General features: G+C 71.7%; 21 protein-coding genes, 1 tRNA gene and 1 pseudogene. 11 read left to right on the plus strand and 12 right to left on the minus strand.

Annotated elements, in window-relative coordinates; genetic code table 11:
- Positions 1-79: 79 nt before the first annotated feature.
- Complete coding sequence (locus ACIQAK_RS00910; RefSeq protein ID WP_114930278.1) at positions 80-733, minus strand: ANTAR domain-containing response regulator; 654 nt, start codon at positions 731-733, stop codon at positions 80-82.
- Positions 734-830: 97 nt separating this feature from the next.
- Between ACIQAK_RS00910 and ACIQAK_RS00915 the strand changes: the two genes are divergently transcribed.
- A tRNA-Leu gene (locus tag ACIQAK_RS00915) sits at positions 831-905 on the plus strand.
- A 109-nt stretch (positions 906-1,014) separates the two neighbouring features.
- The gene (locus ACIQAK_RS00920) at positions 1,015-1,791 is read left to right on the plus strand and encodes a helix-turn-helix domain-containing protein (RefSeq protein WP_366388422.1); all 777 of its coding nucleotides are present in this window, start codon (positions 1,015-1,017) and stop codon (positions 1,789-1,791) included.
- 6 nt (positions 1,792-1,797) lie between these two features.
- Here the strand turns inward: ACIQAK_RS00920 and pyk are convergent, their stop codons facing one another.
- The gene (gene pyk, locus ACIQAK_RS00925) at positions 1,798-3,237 is read right to left on the minus strand and encodes a pyruvate kinase (RefSeq protein WP_366388421.1); all 1,440 of its coding nucleotides are present in this window, start codon (positions 3,235-3,237) and stop codon (positions 1,798-1,800) included.
- A gap of 120 nt (positions 3,238-3,357) precedes the next feature.
- Entirely contained in the window at positions 3,358-4,089 is a 732-nt protein-coding gene (locus ACIQAK_RS00930; RefSeq protein WP_366388420.1) for an SIMPL domain-containing protein, read from the minus strand.
- A gap of 144 nt (positions 4,090-4,233) precedes the next feature.
- Between ACIQAK_RS00930 and ACIQAK_RS00935 the strand changes: the two genes are divergently transcribed.
- A complete protein-coding gene (locus tag ACIQAK_RS00935; protein ID WP_366388419.1) occupies positions 4,234-6,075 on the plus strand; it encodes a 5'-nucleotidase C-terminal domain-containing protein in 1,842 nt (613 codons plus the stop codon).
- A 71-nt stretch (positions 6,076-6,146) separates the two neighbouring features.
- Here the strand turns inward: ACIQAK_RS00935 and ACIQAK_RS00940 are convergent, their stop codons facing one another.
- The 3 genes and pseudogenes from ACIQAK_RS00940 to pepN all read right to left on the minus strand — a co-directional run bounded on the left by ACIQAK_RS00940 (position 6,147) and on the right by pepN (position 12,251).
- Entirely contained in the window at positions 6,147-7,574 is a 1,428-nt protein-coding gene (locus ACIQAK_RS00940; RefSeq protein WP_366388418.1) for a SidA/IucD/PvdA family monooxygenase, read from the minus strand.
- A gap of 299 nt (positions 7,575-7,873) precedes the next feature.
- Positions 7,874-9,271: pseudogene (locus tag ACIQAK_RS00945) on the minus strand (pyridoxal phosphate-dependent decarboxylase family protein); the annotation flags it as partial.
- 454 nt (positions 9,272-9,725) lie between these two features.
- Positions 9,726-12,251 carry an aminopeptidase N gene (gene pepN / locus ACIQAK_RS00950; RefSeq protein WP_366388416.1) on the minus strand — a complete coding sequence of 842 codons (2,526 nt, stop codon included), beginning with the start codon at positions 12,249-12,251 and terminating at the stop codon, positions 9,726-9,728.
- A 288-nt stretch (positions 12,252-12,539) separates the two neighbouring features.
- Between pepN and ACIQAK_RS00955 the strand changes: the two genes are divergently transcribed.
- The gene (locus ACIQAK_RS00955; RefSeq protein WP_366388415.1) at positions 12,540-13,382 is read left to right on the plus strand and encodes an aquaporin; all 843 of its coding nucleotides are present in this window, start codon (positions 12,540-12,542) and stop codon (positions 13,380-13,382) included.
- A gap of 98 nt (positions 13,383-13,480) precedes the next feature.
- On the opposite strand, the gene ACIQAK_RS00960 is transcribed toward ACIQAK_RS00955, so the two are convergent.
- A complete protein-coding gene (locus ACIQAK_RS00960; RefSeq protein ID WP_366388414.1) occupies positions 13,481-13,849 on the minus strand; it encodes a chorismate mutase in 369 nt (122 codons plus the stop codon).
- Between the two features lie 25 nt (positions 13,850-13,874).
- The gene (locus ACIQAK_RS00965; protein ID WP_366388413.1) at positions 13,875-14,759 is read right to left on the minus strand and encodes an AraC family transcriptional regulator; all 885 of its coding nucleotides are present in this window, start codon (positions 14,757-14,759) and stop codon (positions 13,875-13,877) included.
- Between the two features lie 231 nt (positions 14,760-14,990).
- Here ACIQAK_RS00965 and ACIQAK_RS00970 point away from each other — a divergent pair, with 231 nt between their 5' ends.
- Positions 14,991-16,811 carry a beta-galactosidase family protein gene (locus ACIQAK_RS00970; RefSeq protein ID WP_366388412.1) on the plus strand — a complete coding sequence of 607 codons (1,821 nt, stop codon included), beginning with the start codon at positions 14,991-14,993 and terminating at the stop codon, positions 16,809-16,811.
- A 31-nt stretch (positions 16,812-16,842) separates the two neighbouring features.
- Here the strand turns inward: ACIQAK_RS00970 and ACIQAK_RS00975 are convergent, their stop codons facing one another.
- Entirely contained in the window at positions 16,843-17,622 is a 780-nt protein-coding gene (locus ACIQAK_RS00975) for a serine protease (RefSeq protein ID WP_366388411.1), read from the minus strand.
- A 338-nt stretch (positions 17,623-17,960) separates the two neighbouring features.
- Here ACIQAK_RS00975 and ACIQAK_RS00980 point away from each other — a divergent pair, with 338 nt between their 5' ends.
- Entirely contained in the window at positions 17,961-18,863 is a 903-nt protein-coding gene (locus ACIQAK_RS00980) for a hypothetical protein (RefSeq protein ID WP_366388410.1), read from the plus strand.
- Positions 18,864-18,901: 38 nt separating this feature from the next.
- The gene (locus tag ACIQAK_RS00985) at positions 18,902-19,657 is read left to right on the plus strand and encodes an ankyrin repeat domain-containing protein (RefSeq protein ID WP_366388409.1); all 756 of its coding nucleotides are present in this window, start codon (positions 18,902-18,904) and stop codon (positions 19,655-19,657) included.
- A 148-nt stretch (positions 19,658-19,805) separates the two neighbouring features.
- Here ACIQAK_RS00985 and ACIQAK_RS00990 read toward each other — a convergent pair whose 3' ends face one another.
- Positions 19,806-20,732: an SDR family oxidoreductase gene (locus tag ACIQAK_RS00990; protein ID WP_366388408.1), complete on the minus strand. Its 927-nt coding sequence runs from the start codon at positions 20,730-20,732 to the stop codon at positions 19,806-19,808.
- Positions 20,733-20,828: 96 nt separating this feature from the next.
- Between ACIQAK_RS00990 and ACIQAK_RS00995 the strand changes: the two genes are divergently transcribed.
- The 4 genes from ACIQAK_RS00995 to ACIQAK_RS01010 are packed head-to-tail and all read left to right on the plus strand — an operon-like array spanning position 20,829 to position 24,305.
- A complete protein-coding gene (locus tag ACIQAK_RS00995) occupies positions 20,829-21,578 on the plus strand; it encodes an enoyl-CoA hydratase family protein (protein ID WP_366388407.1) in 750 nt (249 codons plus the stop codon).
- 35 nt (positions 21,579-21,613) lie between these two features.
- Positions 21,614-22,471 (plus strand): CoA-transferase, encoded by an 858-nt coding sequence (locus ACIQAK_RS01000; protein WP_366388615.1) that lies wholly within the window; start codon positions 21,614-21,616, stop codon positions 22,469-22,471.
- Positions 22,468-23,217, plus strand: a complete 750-nt coding sequence (locus tag ACIQAK_RS01005; RefSeq protein ID WP_366388406.1) for a CoA-transferase — start codon at positions 22,468-22,470, stop codon at positions 23,215-23,217. The genes ACIQAK_RS01000 and ACIQAK_RS01005 overlap by 4 nt, the downstream gene beginning before the upstream one ends.
- A complete protein-coding gene (locus ACIQAK_RS01010; RefSeq protein ID WP_366388405.1) occupies positions 23,217-24,305 on the plus strand; it encodes a nitronate monooxygenase in 1,089 nt (362 codons plus the stop codon). Before ACIQAK_RS01005 ends, ACIQAK_RS01010 begins: the two co-directional genes overlap by 1 nt.
- 239 nt (positions 24,306-24,544) lie before the next feature.
- Here ACIQAK_RS01010 and ACIQAK_RS01015 read toward each other — a convergent pair whose 3' ends face one another.
- Positions 24,545-26,182: a DEAD/DEAH box helicase gene (locus ACIQAK_RS01015; RefSeq protein ID WP_366388404.1), complete on the minus strand. Its 1,638-nt coding sequence runs from the start codon at positions 26,180-26,182 to the stop codon at positions 24,545-24,547.
- Between the two features lie 187 nt (positions 26,183-26,369).
- Positions 26,370-26,573, minus strand: a complete 204-nt coding sequence (locus ACIQAK_RS01020; RefSeq protein ID WP_015607926.1) for a cold-shock protein — start codon at positions 26,571-26,573, stop codon at positions 26,370-26,372.
- Positions 26,574-26,660: the final 87 nt, after the last annotated feature.

Raw genomic sequence — 26,660 nt, forward strand, 5'->3', positions numbered from 1 at the left:
CACGGCGTACGCGGAGAGGCCCGCACCCCGGTTCTTGAGCCGGGGTGCGGGCCTCTTTTTTCCCTGCGTTCGTACGGAGCTACTCGGCCGCCTTCTTCTCCTCGGCGTCCGCGATCAGAGCCTCCGCCAGCTGCTGCATCGACATCCGGCGGTCCATCGACGTCTTCTGGATCCACCGGAACGCGGCCGGCTCGGAGAGCCCGTAATCGGTCTGCAGGATGCTCTTCGCCCGGTCCACCAGCTTGCGGGTCTCCAGCCGCTGCGACAGATCCGCGATCTCGCTCTCCAGCGCCTTCAACTCCGCGAACCGGGAGACGGCCATCTCGATGGCCGGCACGACGTCGCTCTTGCTGAACGGCTTCACCAGGTACGCCATCGCCCCGGCGTCCCGGGCCCGCTCGACCAGGTCGCGCTGCGAGAAGGCGGTGAGCATGAGGACGGGCGCGATGGACTCCTCGGCGATCTTCTCGGCGGCGGAGATCCCGTCGAGGACCGGCATCTTCACGTCCAGGATCACCAGGTCCGGCTTGTGCTCCCGGGCCAGCTCGACGGCCTGCTGCCCGTCGCCCGCCTCCCCGACGACGGAGTAGCCCTCCTCCTCCAGCATCTCCTTGAGGTCGAGGCGGATGAGGGCCTCGTCCTCGGCGATGACGACGCGGGTCGTCAGCGGCGGGACGTGCGACTTGTCGTCGTCGACGGCGTCTACGGGCTGGGGCGACTCGGGGGTGGTCACGGGGCTCCTCGGTATGGGGCAGATACTGCTGCCACGAGCCTACCTAGCTCCTGTAAGGTAGTGACGCGCAGGGCAGCAATGACCCTTCCTTTCTAAGGCCCCAGTACTCCAACTGGTTAGAGAGGCCGCTCTCAAACAGCGGACAGTGTGGGTTCGAATCCCACCTGGGGCACTTATCCTTCGATTCCAAGGCGCAACGCCGATGATCGAAGTTCACTTGATCTGGGTACTGGCGTTCCATTCCACACCGGATCATCGTCTGCGCGACAAGACTTGTCGCCATGTACGACGTGAAAACGCGCGAGCGAGTTCTGGCCCAGGTCGCGCAGGGCCGCAGCCTCAATTCCGTGAGCAAGCAGACCGGCATATCGCGCGCCGCGATCCGCTCCTGGCGGACACGCCTTGAACCGCTCGACACGAACCGGGGCAATCCGTGCCCGAGGTGCGCCGAAACGCCCACGGCGATCGAGAACCCCTCCTCGTACGCCTACCTGCTGGGGCTCTACCTCGGAGACGGCTGGATCAGCACTTCTCGACGCGGGGTGCACTTTCTCCGGATCGCCTGCGATGACGCCTGGCCGGGGCTCATCGACGCCTGTGCCGACGCCGTACAGCTTGCTCGACCGGGCAACAAGGTCTTCCGCCTTCAGCGGGAAGGCTGCAGGAACGTCACCTGCTGGAGCAAGCATTGGCCTTGCCTCTTCCCTCAGCACGGCCCCGGTAAGAAGCACGAGCGCAGGATCGCTCTCGAATCCTGGCAGCAGGAGATCGTGGACGCCCACCCCTGGGAATTCATCCGCGGGCTCATCCACTCCGACGGCTGTCGCATCACCAACTGGGCCACGCGCATGGTTCGCGGCGAACGTAAGCGCTACGAGTACCCCCGGTACTTCTTCACCAACAAGTCCGACGACATCCGCAAGCTCTTCAGCGACACCCTCACCGCCGTAGGAGTCGAGTGGACTGTACTCGCGCGCGGCAGCAAGCCGCTCAGCATCTCCGTAGCCCGACGGGCATCCGTCGCCCTCATGGATGCGCACGTCGGGCCGAAATACTGAGCCGCCCTACTTCGGGCTGTCGTCCTCGCCGATGTAGTGGACGCGGACCAGGTTGGTGGAGCCCGCTACGCCGGGCGGGGAGCCGGCCGTGATCACCACGATGTCGCCCTTCGCGCAGCGGCCGATGCGCAGGAGCTCCTCGTCGACCTGGGCGACCATGGCGTCCGTGGAATCGACGTGCGGGCCGAGGAAGGTCTCGACGCCCCAGGTGAGGTTGAGCTGGGCGCGGGTCGCCTCGTCGGGGGTGAAGGCGAGGAGCGGGATGGGTGAGCGGTAGCGGGAGAGGCGCTTGACGGTGTCGCCGCTCTGGGTGAAGGCGACGAGGAACTTGGCGCCGAGGAAGTCGCCCATCTCGGCGGCGGCCCGGGCGACGGCGCCGCCCTGGGTGCGGGGTTTGTTGCGTTCGGTGAGGGGCGGGAGGCCCTTGGCGAGGATGTCTTCCTCGGCCGCTTCGACGATGCGGGACATGGTGCGTACGGTCTCGATCGGGTACTTGCCGACGCTGGTCTCGCCGGAGAGCATCACCGCGTCGGTGCCGTCGATGATCGCGTTGGCGACGTCGGAGGCTTCGGCGCGGGTGGGGCGGGAGTTGTCGATCATCGAGTCGAGCATCTGGGTGGCGACGATGACCGGTTTGGCGTTGCGCTTGGCGAGTTTGACGGCGCGCTTCTGGACGATCGGGACCTGTTCCAGGGGCATTTCGACGCCGAGGTCGCCGCGGGCGACCATGATGCCGTCGAAGGCGGCGACGATGTCGTCGATGTTCTCGACGGCCTGGGGCTTTTCGACCTTGGCGATGACGGGGAGGCGGCGGCCTTCTTCGTCCATGATGCGGTGGACGTCGTCGATGTCGCGTCCGGTGCGGACGAAGGAGAGGGCGATGAGGTCGGCGCCGGTGCGCAGGGCCCAGCGGAGGTCGTCGATGTCCTTTTCGGAGAGGGCGGGGACGGAGACGGCGACTCCGGGGAGGTTGAGTCCTTTGTTGTCGGAGACCATGCCGCCTTCGATGACGGTGGTGTGGACGCGGGGGCCGTCGACGCCGGTGACTTCGAGGGTGACGCGGCCGTCGTCGACGAGGATGCGTTCGCCGGTGGTGACGTCGGCGGCGAGGCCGTCGTAGGTGGTGGAGCAGATGTCGCCGTTGCCTTCGTTTTCGAGGGGTTCGACGGTGATGGTGAAGGTGTCGCCGCGTTCAAGGAGTACGGGGCCTTCGCGGAAGCGTCCGAGGCGGATCTTTGGGCCTTGAAGGTCGGCGAGGATGCCGACGCTGCGGCCGGTCTCTTCGGAGGCTTTGCGGACGTGGTGGTATCGCTGCTCGTGTTCGGCGTAGGAGCCGTGGCTGAGGTTGAAGCGGGCGATGTCCATTCCCGCTTCGACCAAGGCCTTGATCTGGTCGTATGTGTCGGTTGCCGGTCCCAGGGTACAAACGATTTTCGCTCGGCGCATGGTTCGAGCCTAGACCTTACCTACGGGTAGGTATTTGGCTCGGCATGACACCTCAACAACCTTCGGGTGAAGGGTTATTGACAAGTGTTGAATTGTGCGGTGGTCCGCTCTGATGAGCGTTTATCCGAGGGCCGGCGGGATGAGGGTGAAGGATGCTTCGACCTGGGCGTCGATACTCTGGCGTACGGGTTCGAGGTCGATCGGGGCGGCGTCGCCGGCGGCTTCCGCGCCGGCTGCTCCGTAGGGCATGGCCTGGGCGAAGGCGGCGCGGCCGAGGGGGCTGTGGTGGGTGCCGGTGTCGCTGAGTTCGAGGAGGGCGCCGAGGCGGGTGTCGAGGGCGTCGGCGTATTCGCGGGCGCGTTGGAGGGCTTCGCGGACGGCTTGGCGGCGGGCGGTGGCGTGGTGGGGTGAGGTGGGGCGCAGGGACCACCAGGGGCCGTCGATGCGGGTGAGTTCGTGGTCGGCGAGGCGGGCGGTGAGTTCGCCGAGAGTGGTGAAGTCGTTGAGGGTGACGGTGTGCTGGATGCTGCCGTGGTAGGCGCGGATGCGTTCGGCGCGGCCGTGGCGGGTGAGTTCGGGGTTGATGGTGAGGGTGCCGGTTTCGAGTTTCTCGATGGTGTCGCCGTAGCTCTTGATGAGGTCGAGGGTGATGGTGTTGCGGCGGGTGAGGTCGTCGAGGGTGGTGCGGCGGTCGGTGCCTCGGGCGGTGATGGTGACGGTGATGTGCGCGGTTTCGGGGTCGACTTCGAGGTGGGCTTCGCCGCGGACGGTGACGTGGGGGGTGTCGGGGGTGCCGTAGGGGTGGTGGTCGGCGGTGGTGGGTGCGGGCTGGGGCGTGGGGGTTTCGGTCATGTGTTCACTGTGGCATGAAGGGCGGGTGTGGAGGGGGTGTGTCGGGTGGTCATCGAATCGAAACCCGCGTGGGGTGTTGCGTGGGATGGGGGCCGGGTCAGAATCTACGCGCGTTGCCCGTACTGAACGAGGAGTGAGTGAACGATGCCGTTGAACCCGTGGGACCGTAGGACGTTTCTGGGCCGTTCGGCCGCTGCCGGTGCGGGGGTCGCGATGGCGGGTGGCGCGGTCGTGGGGGCGGCGGGCGGAGCTCAGGCGCACGGCCGTGGTCGTGAGCACGGGCACGGTCATGGGCGGCGCGGCAAGCGGTACTCGTTCACGGTGATGGGGACGACGGATCTGCACGGGAACGTCTTCAACTGGGACTACTTCACCGACAAGGAGTACGACGACGCGGCGCACAACGACGTCGGTCTGGCGAAGATCTCGACGCTGGTGGATCAGGTGCGCCGGGAGAAGGGGCGCCGGAACACGTTGTTGATCGACGCGGGTGACACGATCCAGGGCACGCAGTTGTCGTATTACTACGCGAAGGTCGATCCGATCACGGCGCGGCGTGGTCCGGTGCATCCGATGGCGCAGGCGATGAACGCGATCGGGTATGACGCGGCGGCGCTGGGGAATCACGAGTTCAATTACGGGATTCCGGTGTTGCGGAAGTTCGAGGAGCAGTGTGATTTTCCGCTGCTGGGGGCGAACGCGCTGGACGCGAAGACATTGCGGCCGGCATTCGCCCCGTACGTCATCAAGCGTTTGCGGACGCCGTTCGGTCGTGATGTGCGGGTGGCGGTGCTCGGGTTGACGAATCCGGGGATCGCGATCTGGGACAAGGCGAACGTGGGCGGGAAGATGGTGTTCCCGGGGTTGGAGGAGCAGGCGGCGAAGTGGGTGCCGAAGCTGCGTTCGATGGGTGCTGATGTGGTGATCGTGTCGGCGCATTCGGGTTCGTCGGGGACGTCGTCGTACGGGGATCAGTTGCCGTACGTCGAGAACGCGGCGGGTCTGGTGGCGGAGCAGGTGCCGGGGATCGACGCGATTCTGGTGGGGCACGCGCATGTGGAGATCGCCGAGCATTTCGTGGTGAACAAGGTGACGGGGAAGCGGGTCGTTCTCTCGGAGCCGGCGAAGTGGGGGCAGCGGCTGACGGTTTTCGATTTCGATCTGGTGTGGGAGAAGGGGCGCTGGGCGGTCGAGAAGGCCGGTTCGAGGGTGCTGAACTCGAATGCGGTGGCGGAGGACCGGAAGGTGGTGTCGCTGCTGCGGGACGAGCACCGGAAGGTGGTGGCGTACGTCAACCAGGTGATCGGTACGTCGGTGGTGGCGATGTCGACGGCGGCGGCGCCGTGGCAGGACGAGCCGATCATCGATCTGATCAACCAGGTGCAGGCGGAGACGGTGAAGGCGGCGCTGGCCGGCGGGGAGTACGCGGCGCTGCCGGTGCTGTCGCAGGCGTCGTGTTTCTCGCGGACGGCTGGGATTCCGGCCGGTGATGTGACGATCCGGGATGCGGCGGGGCTGTATCCGTTCGAGAACACGCTGGAGGCGCGGCTGCTCACGGGGGCGCAGTTGAAGGAGTATCTGGAGTATTCGGCGCGGTATTACGTGCGGACGCCTGTGGGTGGGCCGGTGGACACGGCGAAGTTGACGAATGCGGGCGGGATTCCGGATTACAACTATGACGCGGTGTCGGGGGTGACGTACGACGTCGATGTCGCGCAGCCGGTGGGGTCGCGGATCGTGGGGTTGTCGTTCGAGGGGAAGCCGGTGGATCCGGCGGCGCGGTTCGTGTTCGCGGTGAACAACTACCGGGCGAGCGGTGGGGGTAATTTCCCGCATGTGCCGGGGGCGAAGCAGGTGTGGGCGAATTCGGATGAGATCCGGAACACGATCATCGCGTGGGTGCGGGCGAAGGGGTCGGTGGATCCGGCGGCGTTCGCTTCGGTGGGGTGGCGGCTGACGCGTGGGGGGACGCCGGTGTTCCCGTAACGACGTGGTGTGTGGTGGTCTCTGTGGCCCGGGTCTCCGTCGGTGGGAGTCCCGGGCCACGGCCGTGTTCCTCAGATGGACTGGCTGAGGGGGACGAGGACGGGGGCCTGGGCGGGGACCCGGGGGTGGTTGGGGGTGAGGCCGAAGGTGGTGAAGGCGGTGCGTTCGGGGAGGGGGTAGGGGGTGGTGCCGGTGAGGTTGTTGAGGATGGTGGCGCTGCGCCAGGCGGCGAGGCCGAGGTCGGGGGCGCCGACTCCGTGGGTGTGGCGTTCGGCGTTCTGTACGTAGACGTGTCCGGTGACGTTGCGGTCGAGGACGAGGCGGTAGTGGTCGTCGATGCGGGGGCGGTTCGAGGCGTCGCGGCGGAGGTAGGGGTCGAGGCCGCCGAGGATGGCGTCGAGGGGGCGTTCGCGGTAGCCGGTGGCGAGGATGACGGCGTCGGTGGTGAGGCGGGAGCGGGTGCCTTGCTGGGTGTGTTCGAGGTGGAGTTCGACGCGGGTGTTGGCGACGCGGCCCGCGGTGCGGACGTGGACGCCGGGGGTGAGGGTGGCGTCGGGCCAGCCGCCGTGGAGGGTGCGGCGGTAGAGCTCGTCGTGGATGGCGGCGATGGTGTCGGCGTCGATGCCTTTGTGGAGCTGCCATTGGCGGGGGACGAGTTCGTCGCGGGCGGATTCGGGCAGCGCGTGGAAGTAGCGGCTGTAGTCGGGGGTGAAGTGCTCCAGGCCGAGCTTGGAATATTCCATCGGGGCGAAGGCCTGGGTGCGGGCGAGCCAGTGGATCTTTTCGGCGCCTTCGGGGCGGGCGCGCAGGAGGTCGAGGAAGATCTCGGCGCCGGACTGGCCGGAGCCGATGACGGTGATGTGGTCGGCGGTGAGGAGCTGTTCGCGGTGGCGGAGGTAGTCGGCGGAGTGGAGTACGGGGACGGATTCGGCTTCGGCCAGGGGTTTGAGGGGTTCGGGGACGAAGGGTTCGGTGCCGATGCCGAGGGCGATGTGGCGGGCGTAGGCGCGGCCGAGCGCTTCGGCTTCGCCGTCGCGGTCGAGTTGGGTGAAGTCGACTTCGAAGAGGGCGCGTTCGGTGTTCCAGCGGACGGCGTCGACCTGGTGGCCGAAGTGGAGTCCGGGCAGTTGTTCGCTGACCCAGCGGCAGTAGGCGTCGTATTCGGCTCGTTGGATGTGGAAGCGCTCGGCGAAGTAGAAGGGGAAGAGGCGGTCGCGGGTGCGGAGGTAGCTGAGGAAGCTCCAGGGGCTGGAGGGGTCGGCGAGGGTGACGAGGTCGGCGAGGAAGGGGACTTGGAGGCTGGCGCCGTCGAGGAGGAGGCCGGGGTGCCAGTGGAAGGCGGGGCGTTGTTCGTAGAAGGTCGCGGCGAGGGGGCGGGGGTCGTCGGGGGCGGCGGGGATGTTGTGGGCGAGGGCGGCGAGGGAGAGGTTGAAGGGGCCGATGCCGATGCCGACGAGGTCGTGTGGCTGGTCGGGTTCGGTGGCGGGCCGGTCGGTCATCGTGGGGTGTCGCTTTCCGTGTGGGGGGTTGTGGGGGTGTAGGAGCCGGTGGTGGTGGGGGTGGAGGTCGTCGGCTCGGTGGCTGCGGCTGGGGCCGGGGGGGTGGTCCGGTTGGTGGCCGGGGCCGGGTGGGTGGACCGGTCGGCGGTCGCGGCGGTGGTCACGTCGGTGGTCGGGGCCGGGTGGGTGGTCCGGTCGGCGGTCGCGGCGGTGGTTACGTCGTTGGTCGGGGCCGGGTGGGTGGTCCGGTCGGCGGTCGCGGCGGTGGTCACGTCGGTGGCCGGGGCCGGGTGGGTGGTCCGGTCGGCGGTCGCGGCGGTGGTCACGTCGATGGTGGTGGCGGTGACCAGGTCGAGGAGCGTCTGGAGGTCGTCGTGGGTGGTGTGGGGGTTGAGGAGGGTCGCCTTGAGCCAGAGGCGGCCGGCGGTGTGGGCGCGGCCGAGGACGGCGTGGCCGCGGTTGAGGAGGGTGCGGCGGATGGTGGCGACGGTGTGGTCGTCGGCGCCTGTGGGGCGGAAGAGGACGGTGCTGATGGTGGGGCGGGCGTAGAGGTCGAGGGTGGGGGCTCGGGTGATGAGGTCGGCGAGGTGGTGGGCGGTGGCGACGGTGCGGTCGATGAGGTCGGCGAGTCCGGTGCGGCCGAGCGCCTGGAGGGTGACGGCGATCTTGAGGGCGTCGGGGCGTCGGGTGGTGCGCAGGGAGCGGCCGAGGAGGTCGGGGAGGCCGGCTTCGGTGTCGTCGTCGGCGTTGAGGTAGGGGGCGTGGTGGTGGAGGGGGGCGAGGTGGTGGCGTTCGGGGACGGCGAAGAGGCCGGCGGAGGCGGGTTGCCAGCCGAGTTTGTGCAGGTCGAGGGTGACGCTGTGGGCGCGGTGGAGGCCGTGGAGGAGGGTGCGGTGGGTGGGGCTGAAGAGGAGGGGTCCGCCGTAGGCGGCGTCGATGTGGAGTTCGGCGCCGTGGGTGGTGCAGACGTCGGCGATGGCGTCGAGGGGGTCGACCTGGCCGGTGTCGGTGGTGCCGGCGGTGGCGATGACGAGGAGGGGGCGGTGGAGGGCGGTGAGGGCTTCGTCGAGGGCGGCGAGGTCCATGGTGCCGGTGGGGGCGGGCACGATGACGGGCTCGGGGAGGCCGAGGAGCCAGGCGGCGCGGGCGATGCTGTGGTGGGCGCTCGCGGCGCAGAGGGTCTGGACGGGGCCGTGGCGTTCGCGGGCGAGGAGGAGGGCGAGTTGGTTGGCTTCGGTGCCGCCGGTGGTGATGAAGGCGTCCGGTGAGGGGGTGTGGGGGTAGATCTCGGCGGCGAGCGCGGTGGTGAGGTCGGCTTCGAGGGTGGAGGCGGCGGGGGCCTGGTCCCAGGAGTCCATGGAGGGGTTGAGGGCGCTGGCGGCGAGGTCGGCGGCGGCTGCGAGGGCGAGGGGTGGGGTGTGGAGGTGGGCGGCGCAGTGGGGGTGGGCGGGGTCGGCGGCGCCTTCGGTGAGAGCGGTGACGAGGGAGCGCAGGGCGTGGTGGGCGCCGGTGCCGTGGTCGGGGATGAGGGGGTGGGTGGCATGGCGGGTGCGAGGGGTGACGGCGTCGGGTCCGCCGACGGGAAGGGGGCCGTTCCGTAGGGCCGCGCCGTCGTGGAGTGCGGTGAGCACGGTGTCGATGAGGGGGCGCAGTGCGGCGGGCCCTGCGGTGCCTCCGGCGAGGGGTGGGGTGGGCATGGGTGGGGTGGTCCTTCGGGAGGGCGGGGTGGTCATGCCAGCTTGTCCCGGGTTTCGGGCGGCGCGGCCGAAGATCCCAACGATCTGAACTCGAAAGGGGTACTGGTGGCCGGTGTGGGCCATTTGCCGGGGGTTCGGGTGGTAAGGGTGTGCGGTTGCGGGACGGGCGTACGGGTGGGCCTGGCGGGGCGGGTGGGGCTCGGTCGGCCAAGTCCTGATGGGACGGGTGAGGCGCACGCGCACGCGCAGGCCGGGCTGGGCGGGTGAGGCTCGGCCGGCCGAGTGGGCCTGACGGAACGGTTGCGGCGCACGTACACGCGCAGGCCGGGCGGGGCGGTGGTGCCGGTGGAACGGCGAAGGGCCGGCCGGTGCGCGGCGGCTGCTGCCACGTACCGGCCGGCCCTCCTGCTCTCCGCCAGGTGACCTACTCGTTCATCTGTCTCGGCCCGGTCAGCTACTCGTTCGTCGTCCGTACGGCCAGCGCCCGCCGGAGGTCGTCCAGTTGGTCGATCAGCTTGCGGCGCAGGGCAGGGATGAGGGCCGGGTCCTTGAGGGCCCGGGTGCCGGTGGCGAGGCTCTCGGTGTCGATGGCGTACGCGGGGAAGGCGTAGCGTCCGGCTGCCTCCGCGATGGCCGGGCCCCGGCGGGCGGCGAGTGCGGTGGCGTCGGGGTAGAAGCGGTCCACGTACGCGGTCAGCAGCTCGTCCTGGCCGGACTGCCAGAAGCCTTGGGCGGTGGCGGTGAACAGGTAGTTGGACAGGGTGTCGTCGCTGAACATCGCCTGCCAGGCGGCGGCCTTGGCCTCGGGGGTGGGCAGGGCGGCCCGGCAGCGGGCGGCGCCTTCGCGGCCGGTGGCGCTGGGGTCGGTGGCGAGTTCGGCGTCGATGGCCGCCTCGTCGGTGGCGCCGAGGACGGCGAGGCGGGTGAGGATGCGCCAGCGCAGCTCGGGGTCGAGTTCGGGCCCGCCGTGGACGGTGCCTTCGGCGAGCCAGGTCTGGAGGGTGTCGGGCTGGGTGGCGGCGTCGATGAAGTGGCGTACGGCGGTGAGGCGCAGGCCCGGGTGGGAACCGTCCTCGGTGCGGCGGATCAGGTCGCGGCAGAGGTCGGTGAGCGTGGCGAGGGCTGCGGGGCGTGTCCGGGGGGCGGTGTAGCGGGCGGCGATCTGGCCGTCGGCGAAGGCCAGGACGCCTTGCACGAGGGCGAGGTCGCTCTCGTACGGGAGGTGGGTGCGGGCGGCGGTGAGGTAGCGCGCGGGGTCCAGTTCGCCGTCGCGGACCATGTCGCGGGCGGCGTTCCAGATCACGGCCCGGGTGAGGGGGTCGGGGATCGCGGAGAGGTGGGTGAGGGCGGTGTCCCAGGAGGCGGCGTCGAGGCGGATCTTGGCGTAGGTGAGGTCGCCGTCGTTGAGGACGACGAGGGCGGGGCGGTTGCCGGTGCGGACGGTGGGGGCGCCGTCGCCGGGGATGTCGAGTTCGAAGCGGTCGCGGGGGGCGAGGTGGCCGGGGCCTGCCTGGGTGTTGAGGGCGTGGTCGAAGGTGGCGACGGTGATGCGGTGGGGGCGGTTGCCGTCGCGCTCCACGGCCAGGGTCCAGGACTGTCCGGCCTCGGTGGGTGCGGTGGGTTCGTGGACGTCGGCGGTGAGGGTGTCGACGCCGGTGGTGCGAAGCCACCGCTCGGCCCAGGCGTGGACGTCGCGGTCGGTGGCGGAGGCGAGGTTGTCGATGAAGTCGGCGAGGGTCGCGTTGCCGAACTTGTGCCGGGCGAAGTGGGTGTTGATCCCGGCGAGGAAGTCCTTCTCGCCGAGCCAGGCGACGAGCTGGCGGAGTGCGGAGGCGCCCTTGGCGTAGCTGATGCCGTCGAAGTTGAGGAGGGCGGAGGCGGTGTCGGGTACGGCGTCGGGATCGGGGGCGACGGGGTGGGTGGAGGGGCGCTGGTCGGCGTCGTAACCCCAGCCCTTGCGGGCGACGCCGAAGTCGACCCAGGTGTCGGTGAACCTGGTGGCTTCGGTGAGGGTCTGGTAGCCCATGTACTCGGCGAAGGACTCGTTCAGCCAGATGTCGTCCCACCAGCCGAGGGTGACGAGGTCGCCGAACCACATGTGGGCCATCTCGTGGGCGACGACCATGGCGCGGGTCTGGCGTTCGGTGTCGGTGACGGCGGAGCGGTAGATGAACTCGTCGCGGAAGGTGACGAGTCCGGGGTTCTCCATGGCGCCCGCGTTGAACTCGGGGACGAAGGCCTGGTCGTAGGAGTCGAACGGGTAGGGCTCGTCGAACTTCTCGTGGTAGCGGTCGAAGCAGGCGCGGGTGATGGAGAGGATCTCGTCGGCGTCGGCGTCGAGGTGGGGCGCGAGGGAGCGCCGGCAGTGGAGGCCGAAGGGCAGTCCGGCGTGTTCGGTGGTGACCGAGTGCCAGGGGCCTGCGGCGACGGCGACGAGGTACGTGGAGATGAGGGGGGTGGGGGCGATGGTCCAGCGGCCGTCCTCACCGCGTGCGGCGACGCCGTTGCCGAGGACGGTCCAGCCTTCGGGGGCGGTGACGTCGATGGCGAAGACGGACTTGAGGTCGGGCTGGTCGAAGGCGGCGAAGACGCGCTGGACGTCCTCCATGAACAGCTGGGTGTAGAGGTAGGTCTCGCCGTCGGCGGGGTCGGTGAAGCGGTGCATGCCCTCGCCGGTGCGCGAGTAGCTCATCGCGGCGTCGACGTGGAGTTCGTGGGGGCCGGGGGTGAGGCCGGTGAGGGGGTAGCGGTTGCCGTCCAGGAGGGCGGGGTCCAGGGGCTGTCCGTCCAGGGCGATCGAGCGCAGGGTGGCGGGTTTGACCTCGATGAAGGTGTCACCGGCCGCGCGGGCGGTGAACCGGATGGCGGCCTTGGAGTCGAAGGTCTCCTCGCCGGTGGTGAGGTCGAGGGCGATCGTGTACCGCTCCACGTCGATGATCTGGGCTCGGGTCTGCGCTTCGTCGCGCGTCAGTACGGACATGCGCCCATGCTGCCGTACGGGGTCGGGCGGGCGAAGGGGCGTTCTCGCTGGGCGGACGTACGCGGGCGGGCCGGGAGCGGTCGGGCCGAGGGCAGGCAGGCCGGGAGCGGTCGGGCCGAGGGCAGGCAGGCCGGGAGCGGTCGGGCCGAGGGCAGGCAGGCCGGGAGCAGGCAGGCCGGGGGGAGGCGGATTGGGAGCAGGCAGGCCGGGGGGAGGCAGATACCCCCTGGGGGCTGTTGCCGCTTACCATCGTCTCGGCGCGGCACACCGAGTACCGAGGACGTCCTCATGACGCTCACGCCTGCGCGCGGTGCCGCCGCCCGCGTTCCTGACCTGGCCGCGGCTTCCCCCTCCCCCGGCCTGGCGCTTCGCACCGTTGGCGAGTTCGGGCTGACGGCCGTGTTGCTCCTGTCCGTCGTGACCGGGGTGCGGTGGCTCTTCGCACCGGCCGGGTACGGCGGTGGCGGGGTGGCGTTCGCGGTGCTGGGGGCGGGTGTGGGGGCACTGCTCGGCGTCCTGATGCTGTCGGCGCCGGGGCGGTGCTCGGGCGGACATCTGAATCCGGCCGTCACCCTCGCCCTGTGGCGGCTCGGGGTGTTCCCGGGGCAGGATGTGGTGCCGTACGTCGTCGCGCAGTTGGGCGGCTCGGTGGCGGGGACGTGGCTGGCGGGGCTCCTGTGGGGGCCCGTGGTCTCCCGGCCGCCGGTGGGGCACGCGGTGGTGCGGCCCGGTCCGGGCTGGGGCGAGGGGGCGGTGGTGGCGGCCGAGGCGGGGGTGCTGGCCGGATCGACGCTGCTGCTCGCCGGGCTGCTGGCGCGTCCGGTGGGCCGAAGACTTCTGCCGTACGCCGTGGGTCTGGTCACCGCGCTCGTGATCGCGGTGCTCGGTCCGCTGAGCGGCGGCTCGGCCAATCCGGCCCGGCAGTTCGGCCCGGCGCTGCTGTCGGGGGAGGTGGGGCGGCTGTGGGTGTACGTGGTGGGGCCGGTGCTGGGGGCGGTGGCCGGGGCGGGGCTCGCACGGGTGCTGCGTACGCGGCGGGGCGCGCTGCGTACCCGACTGCGTAAACGGTCCGTCCCGGCGCTGCGTAAGCGGTCCGGCGCAGGGTTCGGTGGCCGCCCCGGCGCTGCGTAAACGGTCCGGCGCAGGGTTCGGTGGCCGCCCCGGCGCTGCGTAAACGGTCCGGCGCAGGGTTCGGTGGCCGCCCCGGCGCTGCGTAAACGGCCCGCGCGTCAGGCTCCGGAAGCCGTGGCGGCCCCGTTCCCGGCTTCCTCCGCGATGCGTTCGTGGTGGCGGATGACCTCCGCGATGATGAAGTTCAGCAGCTTCTCGGCGAACGCCGGGTCCAGGTTGGCGCTCTGCGCCAGCTGCCGCAGCCGGGTGATCTGACGGGTCTCGCGGGCCGGGTCGGCGGGCGGCAGCTGGTGGTCGGCCTTGAGGCGGCCGACCTGCTGGGTGGCCTTGAAGCGCTCGGCGAGCATGTGGACGACAGCGGCGTCGATGTTGTCGATGCTCTCGCGCAGCCGGTTCAGTTCGGCCTGGACGGGTGCGGCGACGGGGGCGGCGACGGGTCCGGGCCCGCCGGTTTCGCTGGTGCTCATGGTCAGCGAGCTTAGACGTCCGGCGTCACGGCCCGATCATCGGCGGGTCGTCCGGGTCGGGCACCTGGTCGCTCCAGCCGCCGGGCACGCTGCGGCCCTGCTGTTCGCGGAAGCGGACGGGGGCGGTGCCGACGCGGCGGGCGAAGAGGCGGGAGAAGTAGGCGGGGTCGTCGTAGCCGACGCGGCGGGCGACGGCGGCGACCGGGAGGTCGGTGGCGGCGAGCAGTTCCTTGGCCCGGCCGAGGCGGATGGTGAGCAGGTAGTTTTTGGGGCTGCAGCCGGCGCCGCGCCGTACCGCGGTGCGCAGTTCGGCGGGGGTCATGCCGTGTTTGGCGGCGTGTTCGGCGACGGTGAGCGGCTGGTAGGCGTCGCGGGCGAGCGCCTGGAGGACCGGGTCGCCGTCGGGGCCGAGGTCGGCGCGGGCGCGGCGCAGGGAGACGAGGAGTTCGTGGACGGCGGCCGCGGTCTCCACCTCCAGGAGGGGGTTGCCGCGCCGGGCGGCGCGCACGATCCGGCCGACGGCGGCGCGCGGGGCGGCGGTGTCGGAGAGCGGGATCAGGGGGCGGTCGGGCTCGATGTAGCCGAGTTCGGTGTAGGTGGTGGTGGCGGGGCCGGTGAAGTCGACGAAGCTCTCGTCCCAGCCGGTGCCGGGGTCGGCGCCGTAGTGGTGCGGGGTGCCGGGGGTGAGCCAGATGAGGGCGGGCCCGCTGACGGGGGTGCGGCGCCCGTCGGGGCCACTGAACCAGCCGGTGCCGGAGTGGACGATCACGGCGACGTGGTGGTCCAGGGTGCGGGGGCCGACGGTGGGCAGTGCGCCGTGCTGGAGGCCGACGCCCAGGCAGACGAGGCCCAGGCGGTGGTGGAGCGGGCTGGGGGTGAAGAAACGCATCCAGGTGTGGTACGTCGGCATGCCGCTTCTCCTTCCCGCTCTCCGGGCTTCGCGTCCCGTCGGTGTCTGCGTCCCGTCGGCTTTTCGTCCCGCCGTGCCTGCGTCCCGTCGGCGTTTGCGTCCCGTAGGCGTTTGCGTCCAATCAGCAGCGATCTTTGTCCATGGACCCGGTGCGCGCCAGAGGTGAAGGTGGTCGGACCAATGTGACCGGGGGCCGCCGGGTGCGGCAGAGCACAGGAGCGTACGAGCACGATGACCGACCTCACCGTGGGGGACGACCACTTCCGGCTCGACGGGAAACCCGTACGGCTGCTGTCGGGTGCCCTGCACTACTTCCGGGTGCATGAGGAGCAGTGGGGCCATCGGCTGGCGATGCTGGCGGCGATGGGGCTGAACTGCGTGGAGACGTACGTGCCGTGGAATCTGCACGAGGAGCGGGAGGGCGTCCACCGGGATGTGGCCGCGCTCGGCCGGTTCCTGGACGCGGCCCAGGAGGCCGGGCTGTGGGCCGTCGTCCGCCCGGGTCCGTACATCTGTGCCGAGTGGGAGAACGGCGGGCTGCCCGTCTGGGTGACGGGCCGGTTCGGGCGGCGGGTGCGGACACGGGACGCGGGGTACCGGGCGGCGGTGGAGCGGTGGTTCCGGGAGCTGCTGCCGCAGGTGGTCCGGCGGCAGGTCGGCGGGGGCGGTCCGGTGATCCTGGTGCAGGCAGAGAACGAGTACGGGAGTTACGGCAGCGACGCGGTGTACCTGGAGTGGCTGGCGGGACTGCTGCGGCGGTGCGGGGTGAGCGTTCCGCTGTTCACCTCGGACGGGCCCGAGGACCACATGCTGACGGGCGGGTCCGTGCCGGGGCTGCTGGCGACGGCGAACTTCGGTTCGGGGGCGCGGGAGGGTTTCGCGGTGCTGCGCCGCCATCAGCCGAAGGGACCGCTGATGTGCATGGAGTTCTGGTGCGGCTGGTTCGACCACTGGGGGGCCAAACCGGTGCTGCGGGACGCGGAGCAGGCGGCGGGGGCGCTGCGGGAGATCCTGGAGTGCGGGGCGTCGGTGAACATCTACATGGCGCACGGTGGGACGAACTTCGGGGGCTGGGCGGGGGCGAACCGGGGTGGTCCGGTGCAGGACGGGGAGTTCCAGCCGACGGTGACGTCGTACGACTACGACGCGCCCGTCGACGAGTACGGGCGGGCCACGGAGAAGTTCCACCTGTTCCGGGAGGTGCTCCGGGAGTACGCCGAGGGACCGCTGCCCGCGTTGCCGCCGGAGCCGGTGGGGCTGGCCGTCGCGGTGCGGGCGGAGTTGGACGGGTGGGCCGGGCTCGGGGATGTCCTGGAGGCGCTGGGTGATCCGGAGGGGCCGGAGTCGGGGGTGGCGCCGGCCTTCGAGGAGCTGGGGGTGGGCCGGGGTCTGGTGCGCTACCGGGTGGCGGTGCCGGGGCCGCGCGTCCCGTATCCGCTGACGGCGGCGGGCCTGCGGGACCGGGCGGTGGTGTACGTGGACGGGGTCCGGGCGGGGGTGCTGACCGAGGAGAGCGCCACGCTGCCGGAGCCGGTGGCGGGTCCGGCGGAGGTGGAGCTGTGGGTGGAGTCGCTGGGCCGGGTCAACTACGGGCCGCGCCTGGGTGAGCCGAAGGGGATCACGGGCGGGGTGCTGCACGAGCGGCAGTATCTGCACGGGGTACGGGCCCGGGGGCTGCGGCTGGCGGCCTTCGAGGAGGCGGGCGCGGTGGCGGCGGTGCCGTTCGGGCCGGTGCCTTCGCCGGTGGCCGCGGGGGCGGGGCGGACGGGTCTGTTCCGGGGGACGTTCAGCATCGCGCAGCCGGAGGGCGTCGATCACGCGGGGCTCGAACTGCCCGGCTGGACGCGTGGCTTCGTCTGGGTGAACGGGTTCTGCCTGGGCCGGTACTGGTCCGCCGGTCCGCAGGAGACGCTGTACGTGCCGGGCCCGGTGCTCCGCGAGGGGGTCAACGAGGTGTGGGTGCTGGAGCTGGAGGGCGCGGGCGATCCGTATGTGGAGCTGGGTCCGGGGGTGCCCGTACGGACGGGCACCCCCGGGGTGGTTCAGCCGTGATCACCCGCGGGGTCGCGGGCGGTGGGTCACCTCAGAGCGTGGCGGCCGCGGAGGCGATGGCCGCGGCGAAGGTCGAGACCTCGGTGTAGACACCGGGGTAGCCGGGGCGGGCGCAGCCGTAGCCCCAGCTGACGATGCCGACCTGGATCCACTGGTTGGCGTTGTCCCTGCGGAACATCGGGCCGCCGGAGTCACCCTGGCAGGTGTCGACGCCCCCGGTGTCGGGGTATCCGGCGCAGATCTCCTCGGAGGCGATGAGGTCGCTGCCGTAGGCGGAGCGGCAGGTGGCGTCGGAGACGAACGGGACGTTGGCCTTGAGCAGGTAGCGCTGCTGGCTGCCGCCCTCGCGGTTGGCGCCCCAGCCGGCGACGGTGAAGGTGCCCTGGTTGTACGCGGTGGTGGTGGCGATCTTCAGGGTGGGCTGGTTGATGGGCTGGGCGAGCTTGATGAGCGCCCAGTCCTTACCGGAGCCGTTGTAGCCCGGGGCCTGGAGGACCTTGGTGGAGCGGACCTTGACGGCGCTCGACGACTGGAGGTCGACGACGCCGGCGGTGGCGGTGATCGAGGTGTTGTTGCCCGATCCGTTCACGCAGTGGGCGGCGGTCAGGACGATGTCCTTGGCGTAGAGGGCGCCGCCGCAGCCCATGGAGAGCCGGACCATGAAGGGGAACTCGCCCTGGGCGGCGCGGGTTCCGCCGACGACGGGGTTGGGGGCGGCCGAGGCGGTGACGGGCTGGAGGCCGACGACCGCGACGGCGACGGTGGCGACGACGACGGAACATCTCTTCAGCGCACGCAGGAGTTGCTTCACGGACTGCCTTCTTTCGTGGGGGGCTGCTGTGGGAACCACGACGGGCGCATGGACACGTGGACACATGGACACATGGACACGCCTGGACGATCGACGCAGTGGTCATGCACCCGTCAAGGTGATCCGATTATCAGGAAGGGGTGACCGCTGCCACAAGGCACACTTTTCGGCCAAGCCCGTTCAGGGGGATTTCGCCCCCTTCGGACGCCTTCGGTCGCCGCTTCGGTCGCCGCTTCGGACGCCCGCCTCGCCCCCCCTTCCGACGCCCCTTCCCGGGGCGCCCCGGCCTACAGTGGAGGTCCGGCGAGGGCGGAGGTCCCGCAGATGGGGGTACGGATGTGAGCAACGGCAGTCCGGACGCACCGGTCGTCCACGGCTTTCCGCACCTGGACACGGTCCGGTCCGCGATCACCGCGCTGTACCGGCGGCTCTCCCGGGACGGTGTCCACACCTACGGCACCAGCCTGGTTCCCGCCGACGCGGCCTTCTCCGACGGGGACGATCTCCATCTCGGCGCCCAGCGGGTGGCGCGGGCCCTGGTCCAGCACCTCCACCTGCCCGACGCGCGCATGATCGTCGGCTTCCGCACGATGGAGCACGCGGCGAGCGTGGAACTGACCGCCGGACCCGAGTACTTCATCGAACTCAACGACCGCTTCCGCACCCACCGCAGGGACATCGGCGCGGCGCTCGCCCACGAGATCACCCATGTCCTGCTGCACCGGCTCGGCCTGGAGTTCCCCGGCACGCGCGACAACGAGATCCTCACCGACACGACGACGGCCTATCTGGGGGCGGGCTGGCTGCTGCTGGACGCCTTCCGGGAGGACGCCACGTCCCGGCAGAAGCTGGGCTATCTGACGCCGGAGGAGTTCGGGTACGTCCTGGCCAAGCGGGCGTTCGTCTTCGACGAGGACCCCTCGCCGTGGTTCACCAGCCCGCAGGCGTACACCGCGTACACCAAGGGGCGGGCGCAGGCCCTGGAGGATCTGCGCAGGCCTCCGCTGACGGCGGTTGGCTGGGCGGGGCGGCGGCGTTACGCCAAGGACCGGCGGTGCGCCCAGGACCACCCCGGCACGGTCGCGGACCGCGGTGTTCCGTACGCCTTCGAGACGGGCGGCGAGGGGCTGCGGGTCTCCTTCCCGTGCCCCACCTGCCACCAGCGCATCCGGCTCCCCGTCCGGGGCCGGGTCTCCGCGCGGTGCGGGCTGTGCCGCACGCGCCTGGAGTGCGACACCTGAACCCGGGCGTTGTCCGAGACCCGCCGTAGGGTCGAAGCATGACGAACGAGCCGATCAGGGATGAACCAAGCCTGTTCGATGCGCTGTACGAGGACGAGAACGCGGTCCTACGGGCGCTGCGCGCGGGCGCTCGGGTCGAGTCGAGCGACGAGGAGGGCACGACGGCGCTCTATCTGGCGGCGGTCCAGGACCGGCCGGGAGCGGTGCGGCTGCTGCTCGCGGCGGGCGCCGACCCCGACCGTGCGAGCGGCGCCGGGGCGGGTGACCTGCCGCTGTGCGGAGCGGCGTGCGGCGGGCACACCGAGGTGGTGGAGGCACTGCTGTCCGCCGGGGCGCGGCCGGACCTGCGCGAGGAGTTCGGGTTCACGGCACTGCGCTGGGCGGTGGGTCTCGGCCACGCCCCGACGGTGGAGGCGCTGCTCGCCGGGGGTGCGGACCCGTTGCTGCCCGGTCCGCAGGGCGAGCCGATGCTGGTCCTGGCGGCGCGGCGCGGCTCGCCACGGACGGTGCGGTCGCTGCTGGAGTACGGGGCGGGGGCCCAGGGGCAGGGCGCGGTGGTGGGCGAGGCGGTCGCGGAGGCGCGGCGGCTGGCCGGGGTGGACCTGGAGCAGGAGCTGCTGCGGCAGTTGGAGGAGGCGTACGGGCCTGGACTCGACGCGATGGTCCGGCGTGATCTGGTCGAGGGCGAGGAGACGGTGACCGTGGAGCTGCTGCGGGACGGGGTGCCGTCGGCGGGGGCGGACCGGCACACGGGGCACGGGGAGATCACGGCGCTGCTGGAGGGGTGGGGGTGAGCCGGACGCGCCGACCCCTTGCCCGGTCGGGTGTCCTGGGCGGGTCCTTGCCCTGGCGGGTGTCCCGGGCGGGTCCCGCCTGCCACCCCCCGGAACCCTGCGGCCGGCAGAGGGAGGAGACGGTTCCGCGGGCGCTGTACGCAACCGGCTACGACGCCCCGTACACCCGCTGCGGGACTTCCGCCTCCGCCAGCAGCCTGCGTACCGTCTCCCCCGCGTCGGCCGGGGACCTGCGCCCGCCCCGGTCGTCGGTGGGGCCGGGACGCCAGCCCTCCATGACGGTGATGCGGCCCGCCTCGGCCTCGAAGACGCGGCCGGTCACGCCGTCGCTCGCGGGGGAGCCGAGCCAGACGACGAGGGGCGAGACGTTCTCCGGGGCCATCGCGTCGAACCGCCCCTGCCCCGGGGCCGCCGTCGTCCCGGCGAAGGTCTGCTCGGTCATCCGGGTCCGGGCGGCCGGGGCGAGGGCGTTGACGTGGACTCCGTACCGGCCCAGTTCGGCGGCGGCGACCAGGGTCAGAGCCACGATCCCGGCCTTGGCCGCCGCGTAGCCGCCCTGGCCGACGCTGCCCAGGAGCCCGGCGCCCGAACTGGTGTTGATGACGCGGGCGACCGGCGTCCGGCCCGCCTTGGCCTCGGCCCGCCAGTGCGCGGCGGCGTGCTTCAGGGGCAGGAAGTGGCCCTTGAGGTGGACGCGCGTCACCGCGTCCCAGTCGTCCTCGTCCAGGTTGACCAGCGTCCGGTCGCGCAGGAAGCCCGCGTTGTTGACCAGGGTGTCGAGGCGGCCGAAGGCGTCCAGAGCGGTGGTGACCAGGGAGGCGGCACCCTCGGTGGTGGCGATGTCGCCGTCGTGGACGACCGCTGCGCCGCCCGCCGCCTCGATCTCGTCGACGACCCGCTGGGCCGGTGCGGCCGAGGTGCCGTCGCCGGCCGGCCCCACACCCAGGTCGTTGACGACGACCCGGGCTCCTTCGGCGGCGAAAGCCGGCGCGTGGGCCCGGCCGAGACCGCGCCCGGCGCCCGTGACGGCGACGACCCGGCCCGCGCAGAGCCGTCCGGTGGTGGGTGTGGTCATCGCATCTCCCGTTCGCGTGGGCCTGGTTGGCGGGCAGGGGCGTGACTGCCACCGTCCACCTAACAAATGTTTGGTGGAAAGGTAGCTGATCCTCCGATGACTGTCTCCACCGCACATCCGGCCGATGCCGAGGGCGTCCGCGTCATCACCGTCGACCATCCACCCGTCAACGCGCTTCCCGTGCGGGGCTGGTACGACCTGGCCGACGCCGTCCGGGCGGCGGGCCGCGACCCGGAGGTCCGCTGCGTCGTGCTGGCCGCCGCCGGGCGCGGGTTCAACGCGGGTGTCGACATCAAGGAGTTGCAGCGCGACCCCGGGAACGCGGCCCTGATCGCCGTCAACCGGGGCTGCGCGGAGGCGTTCGAGGCCGTGTACGCGTGCGAGGTCCCGGTCGTCGCCGCCGTGCGGGGGTTCTGCCTCGGGGGCGGCGTCGGACTCGTCGGGAACGCCGACGCGATCGTGGCGGGCGAGGACGCGGTCTTCGGCCTGCCGGAGCTGGACCGGGGCGCGCTCGGGGCGGCGACCCACCTGGCCCGGCTGGTCCCGCAGCATCTGATGCGCACGCTGTACTACACCTCGCGCACGGTGACCGCGGCCGAACTCCTCGCCCACGGCTCCGTCTGGCGGGTCGTTCCACCGACCGAACTGATGAGCGCCGCAGTGGAGTTGGCGGCTGAGATCGCCCGCAAGGACGGCCATCTGCTGCGGCTGGCCAAGGCCGCGCTCAACGGGATCGACCCCGTCGACGTACGGCGCAGCTACCGCTTCGAGCAGGGCTTCACCTTCGAGGCGAGCCTGGCGGGGACCGCCGACCGGGTCCGCTCCACCTTCGGCAAGGAGGCCTGACCGTGGCTGCTGCGCCGCCTGTGCGCGACAAGACGATGACACCCGACGAGGTCGCTGCCCGGCTGGACAGCGGCATGACGATCGGGATCGGCGGCTGGGGCTCGCGCCGCAAGCCCATGGCCCTGGTGCGGGCGTTGCTCCGCTCCCCCGTCACCGATCTGACGGTGATCTCCTACGGCGGCCCGGACGTCGGGCTGCTCGCCGCCGCGGGCCGGATCGCCCGCCTGGTCACGGCGTTCGTGACGCTCGACTCCATCCCGTTGGAGCCGCACTACCGGGCGGCCCGGCAACGCGGGGCGTTCGCGCTGACGGAGATCGACGAGGCGATGTTCATGTGGGGACTGCACGCGGCCGCCAACCGGCTGCCGTTCCTGCCGGTGCGGGCAGGGCTCGGCTCCGACGTGATGCGGGTCAACCCCCACCTGCGCACGGTGACTTCGCCGTACGAGGACGGTGAGGAGTTCGTCGCGGCGCCGGCCCTGCGGATGGACGCGGCGCTGGTCCATCTGAACCGGGCGGACCGGCTGGGCAACGGCCAGTACCTGGGCCCCGACCCGTACTTCGACGACCTGTTCTGCGAGGCGGCGGACACGGCGTACGTATCGTGCGAACGCCTGCTGAAGACGGCCGAGTTGACGGACGGGTCCATCGCCCCCCAGACCCTGCTCGTCCAACGGCACTCCGTCACCGGTGTCGTGGAGACACCCGGTGGGGCGCACTTCACCTCGTGCGCCCCCGACCACCCGCGCGACGAGCCGTTCCAGCGGGCGTACGCGGCCGCGGCGGCGGACCCCGCGGCCTGGGCGGAGTTCAGCGCCCGCTTCCTGCCCCCGGACGGCGACGAGAAGGGCTACCGGCGGGCGGTCCGCACCTGGCACGAGGAGCAGAGGTGAACGCATCCGCCACCGCCGGCGTCACCCGCGCCGAGTACTGCGTGATCGCCTGCGCGGAGGCCTGGCGCGGCGACGGCGAGGTGCTGGCCGCCCCGATGGGCGTGATCCCCGCCGTCGGCGCGCGGCTGGCCCGGCTGACCTTCGCCCCGGAACTGCTGCTCACGGACGGTGAGGCGACGATCGTCGGCCCGGACGGCGAGACGGAGGGCTGGCTCCCCTACCGCAGACACCTCACCCTGGTCACCGGCGGACGGCGGCACGTGATGATGGGGGCGAGCCAGATCGACCGGTTCGGCAACCAGAACATCTCCTGCATCGGCGACTGGGCACAGCCCGCCCGCCAGCTCCTCGGCGTACGCGGCGCGCCCGTCAACACGCTGAACCACCCGGTGAGTTACTGGATTCCCCGGCACTCGCGCCGGGTCTTCGTCGAGCGCGTCGACCTGGTCTGCGGGGTGGGCCACGACCGGGCCGTGGCGGCGGGCCCCTCGGCGACGCGCTTCCACCGCGTCCCCCGGGTGGTCAGCGATCTCGGGGTCTTCGACTTCGGGACCCCGGACCGCTCGATGCGGCTGGTCTCGGTCCACCCGGGCGTCACGGTGGACCAGGTGCGCGCGGCGACGGGCTTCCCCCTCACCGCGCCCGCCGACGTCCCGTACACCCGCGACCCCACCCCCGCCGAACTCGCCCTGATCCGCGAGGTCATCGACCCGGCGGGCACCCGCGACCGCGAGGTGCGGCTCTGATGCGCACGGCGCTCACCGACCTCACGGGCGTCCGCCACCCGATCGTGCAGACGGGCATGGGCTGGGTCTCCGGCCCCCGCCTGGTCACCGCGACCGCGCGGGCGGGCGCGCTCGGCATCCTGGCCTCCGCGACCATGACGCCCGGTCAACTGCGTGGTGCGGTACGGGAGGTGAGGTCGCGGACAAACGCTCCGTTCGGTGTGAACCTGCGTGCGGACGCCGGGGACGCGCGGGAGCGGGTGCGGATCATCGTCGAAGAGGGCGTACGGGTGGCGTCGTTCGCGCTCGCCCCCTCCAGGGAGCTCATCGCGGAGCTGAAGGACGCGGGCGTGGTGGTCATCCCCTCGGTGGGGGCCCGGCGGCACGCGGAGAAGGTGGCGGCCTGGGGCGCGGACGCGGTCATCGTGCAGGGCGGGGAGGGCGGCGGCCACACGGGGAGCGTGGCCACGACGGTGCTGCTGCCCCAGGTGGTCGACGCGGTGGACCTCCCGGTGATCGCGGCGGGCGGCTTCCACGACGGGCGCGGGCTGGTCGCGGCGCTGACGTACGGGGCGGTGGGCGTCGCCATGGGCCCCCGGTTCCTGCTGACCTCGGACTCGACGGTCCCGGACGCGGTGAAGGCCCGCTATCTGGCGGCCACGGCCAAGGACATCACCCTGACGACCGCCGTGGACGGGCTCCCGCACCGGATGCTCCGTACGGAGATGGTGGCCGCGCTGGAGGGGGCGGGGCGGCTGCGGTCCCTGGCCCGGGCGGTGCGCCGGGCGTCCCGCTTCCGCCGGATCTCCGGGCTGAGCTGGCCGAGCATGGTGCGGGACGGTCTGGCGCTGCGGCACGGCAGGGACCTGGCCTGGAGCCAGGTGCTGCTGGCGGCGAACACGCCGATGCTGCTGAAGGCGTCCATGGTGGAGGGCCGCACGGACCTGGGGATCATGGCGTCGGGCCAGGTGGCGGCCTTGATCGAGGATCTGCCGAGCGTGGCGGAGCTGGTGGCGCGGATCATGGTGGAGGCGGACGGGGCGTTGGCGGCGCTGCCCTCACCCGGGCCCGACGGCGGGGCGGCGCCTGCCAGCCCGTCCGGGGCTTGAGAAAACCCCGGGGCCCGGGCACCAACTCCAGCCCGTCCCGCGCCTCAGGACACCCCCAGGGCCCGGGCACCAACTCCAGCCCATCCGGCGCCTGAGGACACCCCCGGGGCCCGGGCACCAACTCCAGCCCGTCCGGCGCCTGAGGACACCCCTGGGGGCCGGCGACCGAGGCGGGGCCCTTCGGGGCACTGCCCCGGGCCCCGGTCCTCAATCGCCGGACGGGATCGAAGTGGCCACCCCTACGCTGCCCGACGCCCCCGCGCGGGAGCGCCGGAGCGGCCCGCACCACGGGACTCGCCACCCGAACGCGCGCCGCCGGAACGTCCCGCGCCACCACCCTGCGCACCACCGGCACCGGAACCGGCACCGGAACCAGCCCCACGCCGACCCCGCCCCCGGCTCCCGGAGCGCACCGCGCCCCCGCCGGAGCCGGAGCCCGCCGGACCGCCCGACCGGGTCCGCTGCTTCGGCGGAGTCGGCTGCGGGACCTCGACGACGATGGCGATCCCGGAGGGCTCACGCGCCCCCGTGATCCGGGACAGCTCCTCGTCGCTGGAGGTGACCCGCGTGGTGCGGGGCGCGATGCCCGCGTCCTGCATCAGCCGGGTCATGTCCCGCTTCTCCTCGGGCAGCACCAGCGTGACGACGCTGCCGGACTCCCCGGCGCGCGCCGTGCGCCCGCCGCGGTGGAGGTAGTCCTTGTGGTCGGTGGGCGGGTCCACGTTGACGACCAGGTCGAGGTCGTCGACGTGGATGCCGCGGGCCGCCACGTTCGTTGCGACGAGCGCGGTGACCTGGCCGTTCTTGAACTGGTCCAGGGTCCGGTTGCGCTGCGGCTGGGAGCGCCCGCCGTGCAGGGCGGCGGCCCGTACACCGCTGGCGAGCAGCCGCTTGGCGAAGCGGTCGGCGGCGCGCTTGGTGTCGACGAACATGATCACGCGGCCCTCGCGGGCGGCGATCTTCGTGGCGACGGCCTTCTTGTCCGTCTCGTCCAGGACGTGGAGCACGTGGTGCTCCATCGTGGTGACCGCGCCGGCGGACGGGTCGACGGAGTGGACGACCGGGTCGGTGAGGAACATCTTGACGAGGCGGTCGATGTTCTTGTCCAGGGTGGCGGAGAACAGCATCCGCTGCCCGTCCGCCTCGACCTGCTTGAGCAGCGCGACGACCTGCGGCATGAAACCCATGTCGGCCATCTGGTCGGCCTCGTCGAGGACGGTGATGGCGACCTGGTCCAGCCGGCAGTCGCCGCGCTCGATGAGGTCCTTGAGCCGGCCGGGGGTGGCGACGAGCACTTCGGCGCCGCGCCGCAGGGTGGCGGACTGCTTGGTGATCGACATGCCGCCGACGACGGTGGCGAGCCGCAGGTTCACGGCGGTGGCGTACGGGGTGAGCGCGTCGGTGACCTGCTGGGCGAGCTCACGGGTGGGCACGAGGACCATGGCGAGCGGGGCGCGCGGCTCGCTGCGGCGCCCGGCGGTGCGGGCGAGCAGGGCCAGGCCGAAGGCGAGGGTCTTGCCGGAGCCGGTGCGGCCGCGGCCGAGGATGTCCCGGCCGGCCAGCGAGTTCGGCAGGGTGGCGCCCTGGATCGGGAAGGGCTCGGTGACACCCTGCGCGGCGAGGGTCTTCAGCAGCGCGGCCGGCATGTCGAGGTCCGCGAAGGCCTCGACGGCGGGCAGTGCGGGGGTCACCGTCTCCGGCAGGGCGAACTCGCCCTGCGGCGGGGTGGCGCGGCGGCGGGCCGGGGCCTTGGCCGGGGCCTTGGAGCGGGCGGCGCCGCCCCGGGGGTTCGACGCGCCCTGCGCGGTGGCGCCCTGTGCCCGGCCACGGGCCGGGCGGGAGCGGGGGGTGCGGTCCTGGCGTTCGAAGCGAGTCATACGGAATTGCCCTCCTGGGGGATTCCTGGGCAACTGCGGATTCGGATGACTGCTGATGTGCTTGTCCTACCGCTTGTCATGCGCCCCCAGGATGCGCGCACAAAGCGGGTTGTTGCTCGGACAGCACAAACCGGGGCCCGCACCTTCACGGTGCGGGCCCCGGTAGGAGAGGTACGCGTCGCGGCAATTAGGCCGGGACGATGTTCTCCGCCTGCGGGCCCTTCTGGCCCTGCGTGACGTCGAAGGAGACCTTCTGGCCCTCCTGGAGCTCACGGAAGCCCTGGGTGGCGATGTTGGAGTAGTGGGCGAAGACGTCGGCGCCGCCGCCGTCCTGCTCGATGAAGCCGAAGCCCTTTTCCGAGTTGAACCACTTCACGGTTCCAGTAGCCATGTCATTCTCCTAAAAGAGGTGCAGTGCCGAGAATCCGCACTTTACGGATTCCAAGTCGCCGCATTGAGCCCCACCCGGAGAAGCCGG

Origin of the sequence: Streptomyces sp. NPDC088706, from assembly GCF_044752765.1 — a bacterium.
Lineage (GTDB): Bacteria > Actinomycetota > Actinomycetes > Streptomycetales > Streptomycetaceae > Streptomyces.

Excerpts from the sequence above, each read along its gene's own strand:
- ACIQAK_RS00930 (WP_366388420.1), bottom strand. The coding sequence starts at position 4,089 with ATGACCGAAACCCCCACGCCCCAGCCCGCACCCACCACCGCCGACCAC.
- pepN (WP_366388416.1), bottom strand. The coding sequence starts at position 12,251 with ATGTCCGTACTGACGCGCGACGAAGCGCAGACCCGAGCCCAGATCATC.
- pyk (WP_366388421.1), bottom strand. The coding sequence starts at position 3,237 with ATGCGCCGAGCGAAAATCGTTTGTACCCTGGGACCGGCAACCGACACA.
- ACIQAK_RS00955 (WP_366388415.1), top strand. The coding sequence starts at position 12,540 with ATGACGCTCACGCCTGCGCGCGGTGCCGCCGCCCGCGTTCCTGACCTG.
- ACIQAK_RS00960 (WP_366388414.1), bottom strand. The coding sequence starts at position 13,849 with ATGAGCACCAGCGAAACCGGCGGGCCCGGACCCGTCGCCGCCCCCGTC.
- ACIQAK_RS00990 (WP_366388408.1), bottom strand. The coding sequence starts at position 20,732 with ATGACCACACCCACCACCGGACGGCTCTGCGCGGGCCGGGTCGTCGCC.
- ACIQAK_RS01000 (WP_366388615.1), top strand. The coding sequence starts at position 21,614 with ATGACACCCGACGAGGTCGCTGCCCGGCTGGACAGCGGCATGACGATC.
- ACIQAK_RS00965 (WP_366388413.1), bottom strand. The coding sequence starts at position 14,759 with ATGCCGACGTACCACACCTGGATGCGTTTCTTCACCCCCAGCCCGCTC.
- ACIQAK_RS01020 (WP_015607926.1), bottom strand. The coding sequence starts at position 26,573 with ATGGCTACTGGAACCGTGAAGTGGTTCAACTCGGAAAAGGGCTTCGGC.
- ACIQAK_RS00920 (WP_366388422.1), top strand. The coding sequence starts at position 1,015 with ATGTACGACGTGAAAACGCGCGAGCGAGTTCTGGCCCAGGTCGCGCAG.
- ACIQAK_RS00970 (WP_366388412.1), top strand. The coding sequence starts at position 14,991 with ATGACCGACCTCACCGTGGGGGACGACCACTTCCGGCTCGACGGGAAA.
- ACIQAK_RS00985 (WP_366388409.1), top strand. The coding sequence starts at position 18,902 with ATGACGAACGAGCCGATCAGGGATGAACCAAGCCTGTTCGATGCGCTG.
- ACIQAK_RS01010 (WP_366388405.1), top strand. The coding sequence starts at position 23,217 with ATGCGCACGGCGCTCACCGACCTCACGGGCGTCCGCCACCCGATCGTG.
- ACIQAK_RS00995 (WP_366388407.1), top strand. The coding sequence starts at position 20,829 with ATGACTGTCTCCACCGCACATCCGGCCGATGCCGAGGGCGTCCGCGTC.
- ACIQAK_RS01015 (WP_366388404.1), bottom strand. The coding sequence starts at position 26,182 with ATGACTCGCTTCGAACGCCAGGACCGCACCCCCCGCTCCCGCCCGGCC.
- ACIQAK_RS00935 (WP_366388419.1), top strand. The coding sequence starts at position 4,234 with ATGCCGTTGAACCCGTGGGACCGTAGGACGTTTCTGGGCCGTTCGGCC.
- ACIQAK_RS00940 (WP_366388418.1), bottom strand. The coding sequence starts at position 7,574 with ATGACCGACCGGCCCGCCACCGAACCCGACCAGCCACACGACCTCGTC.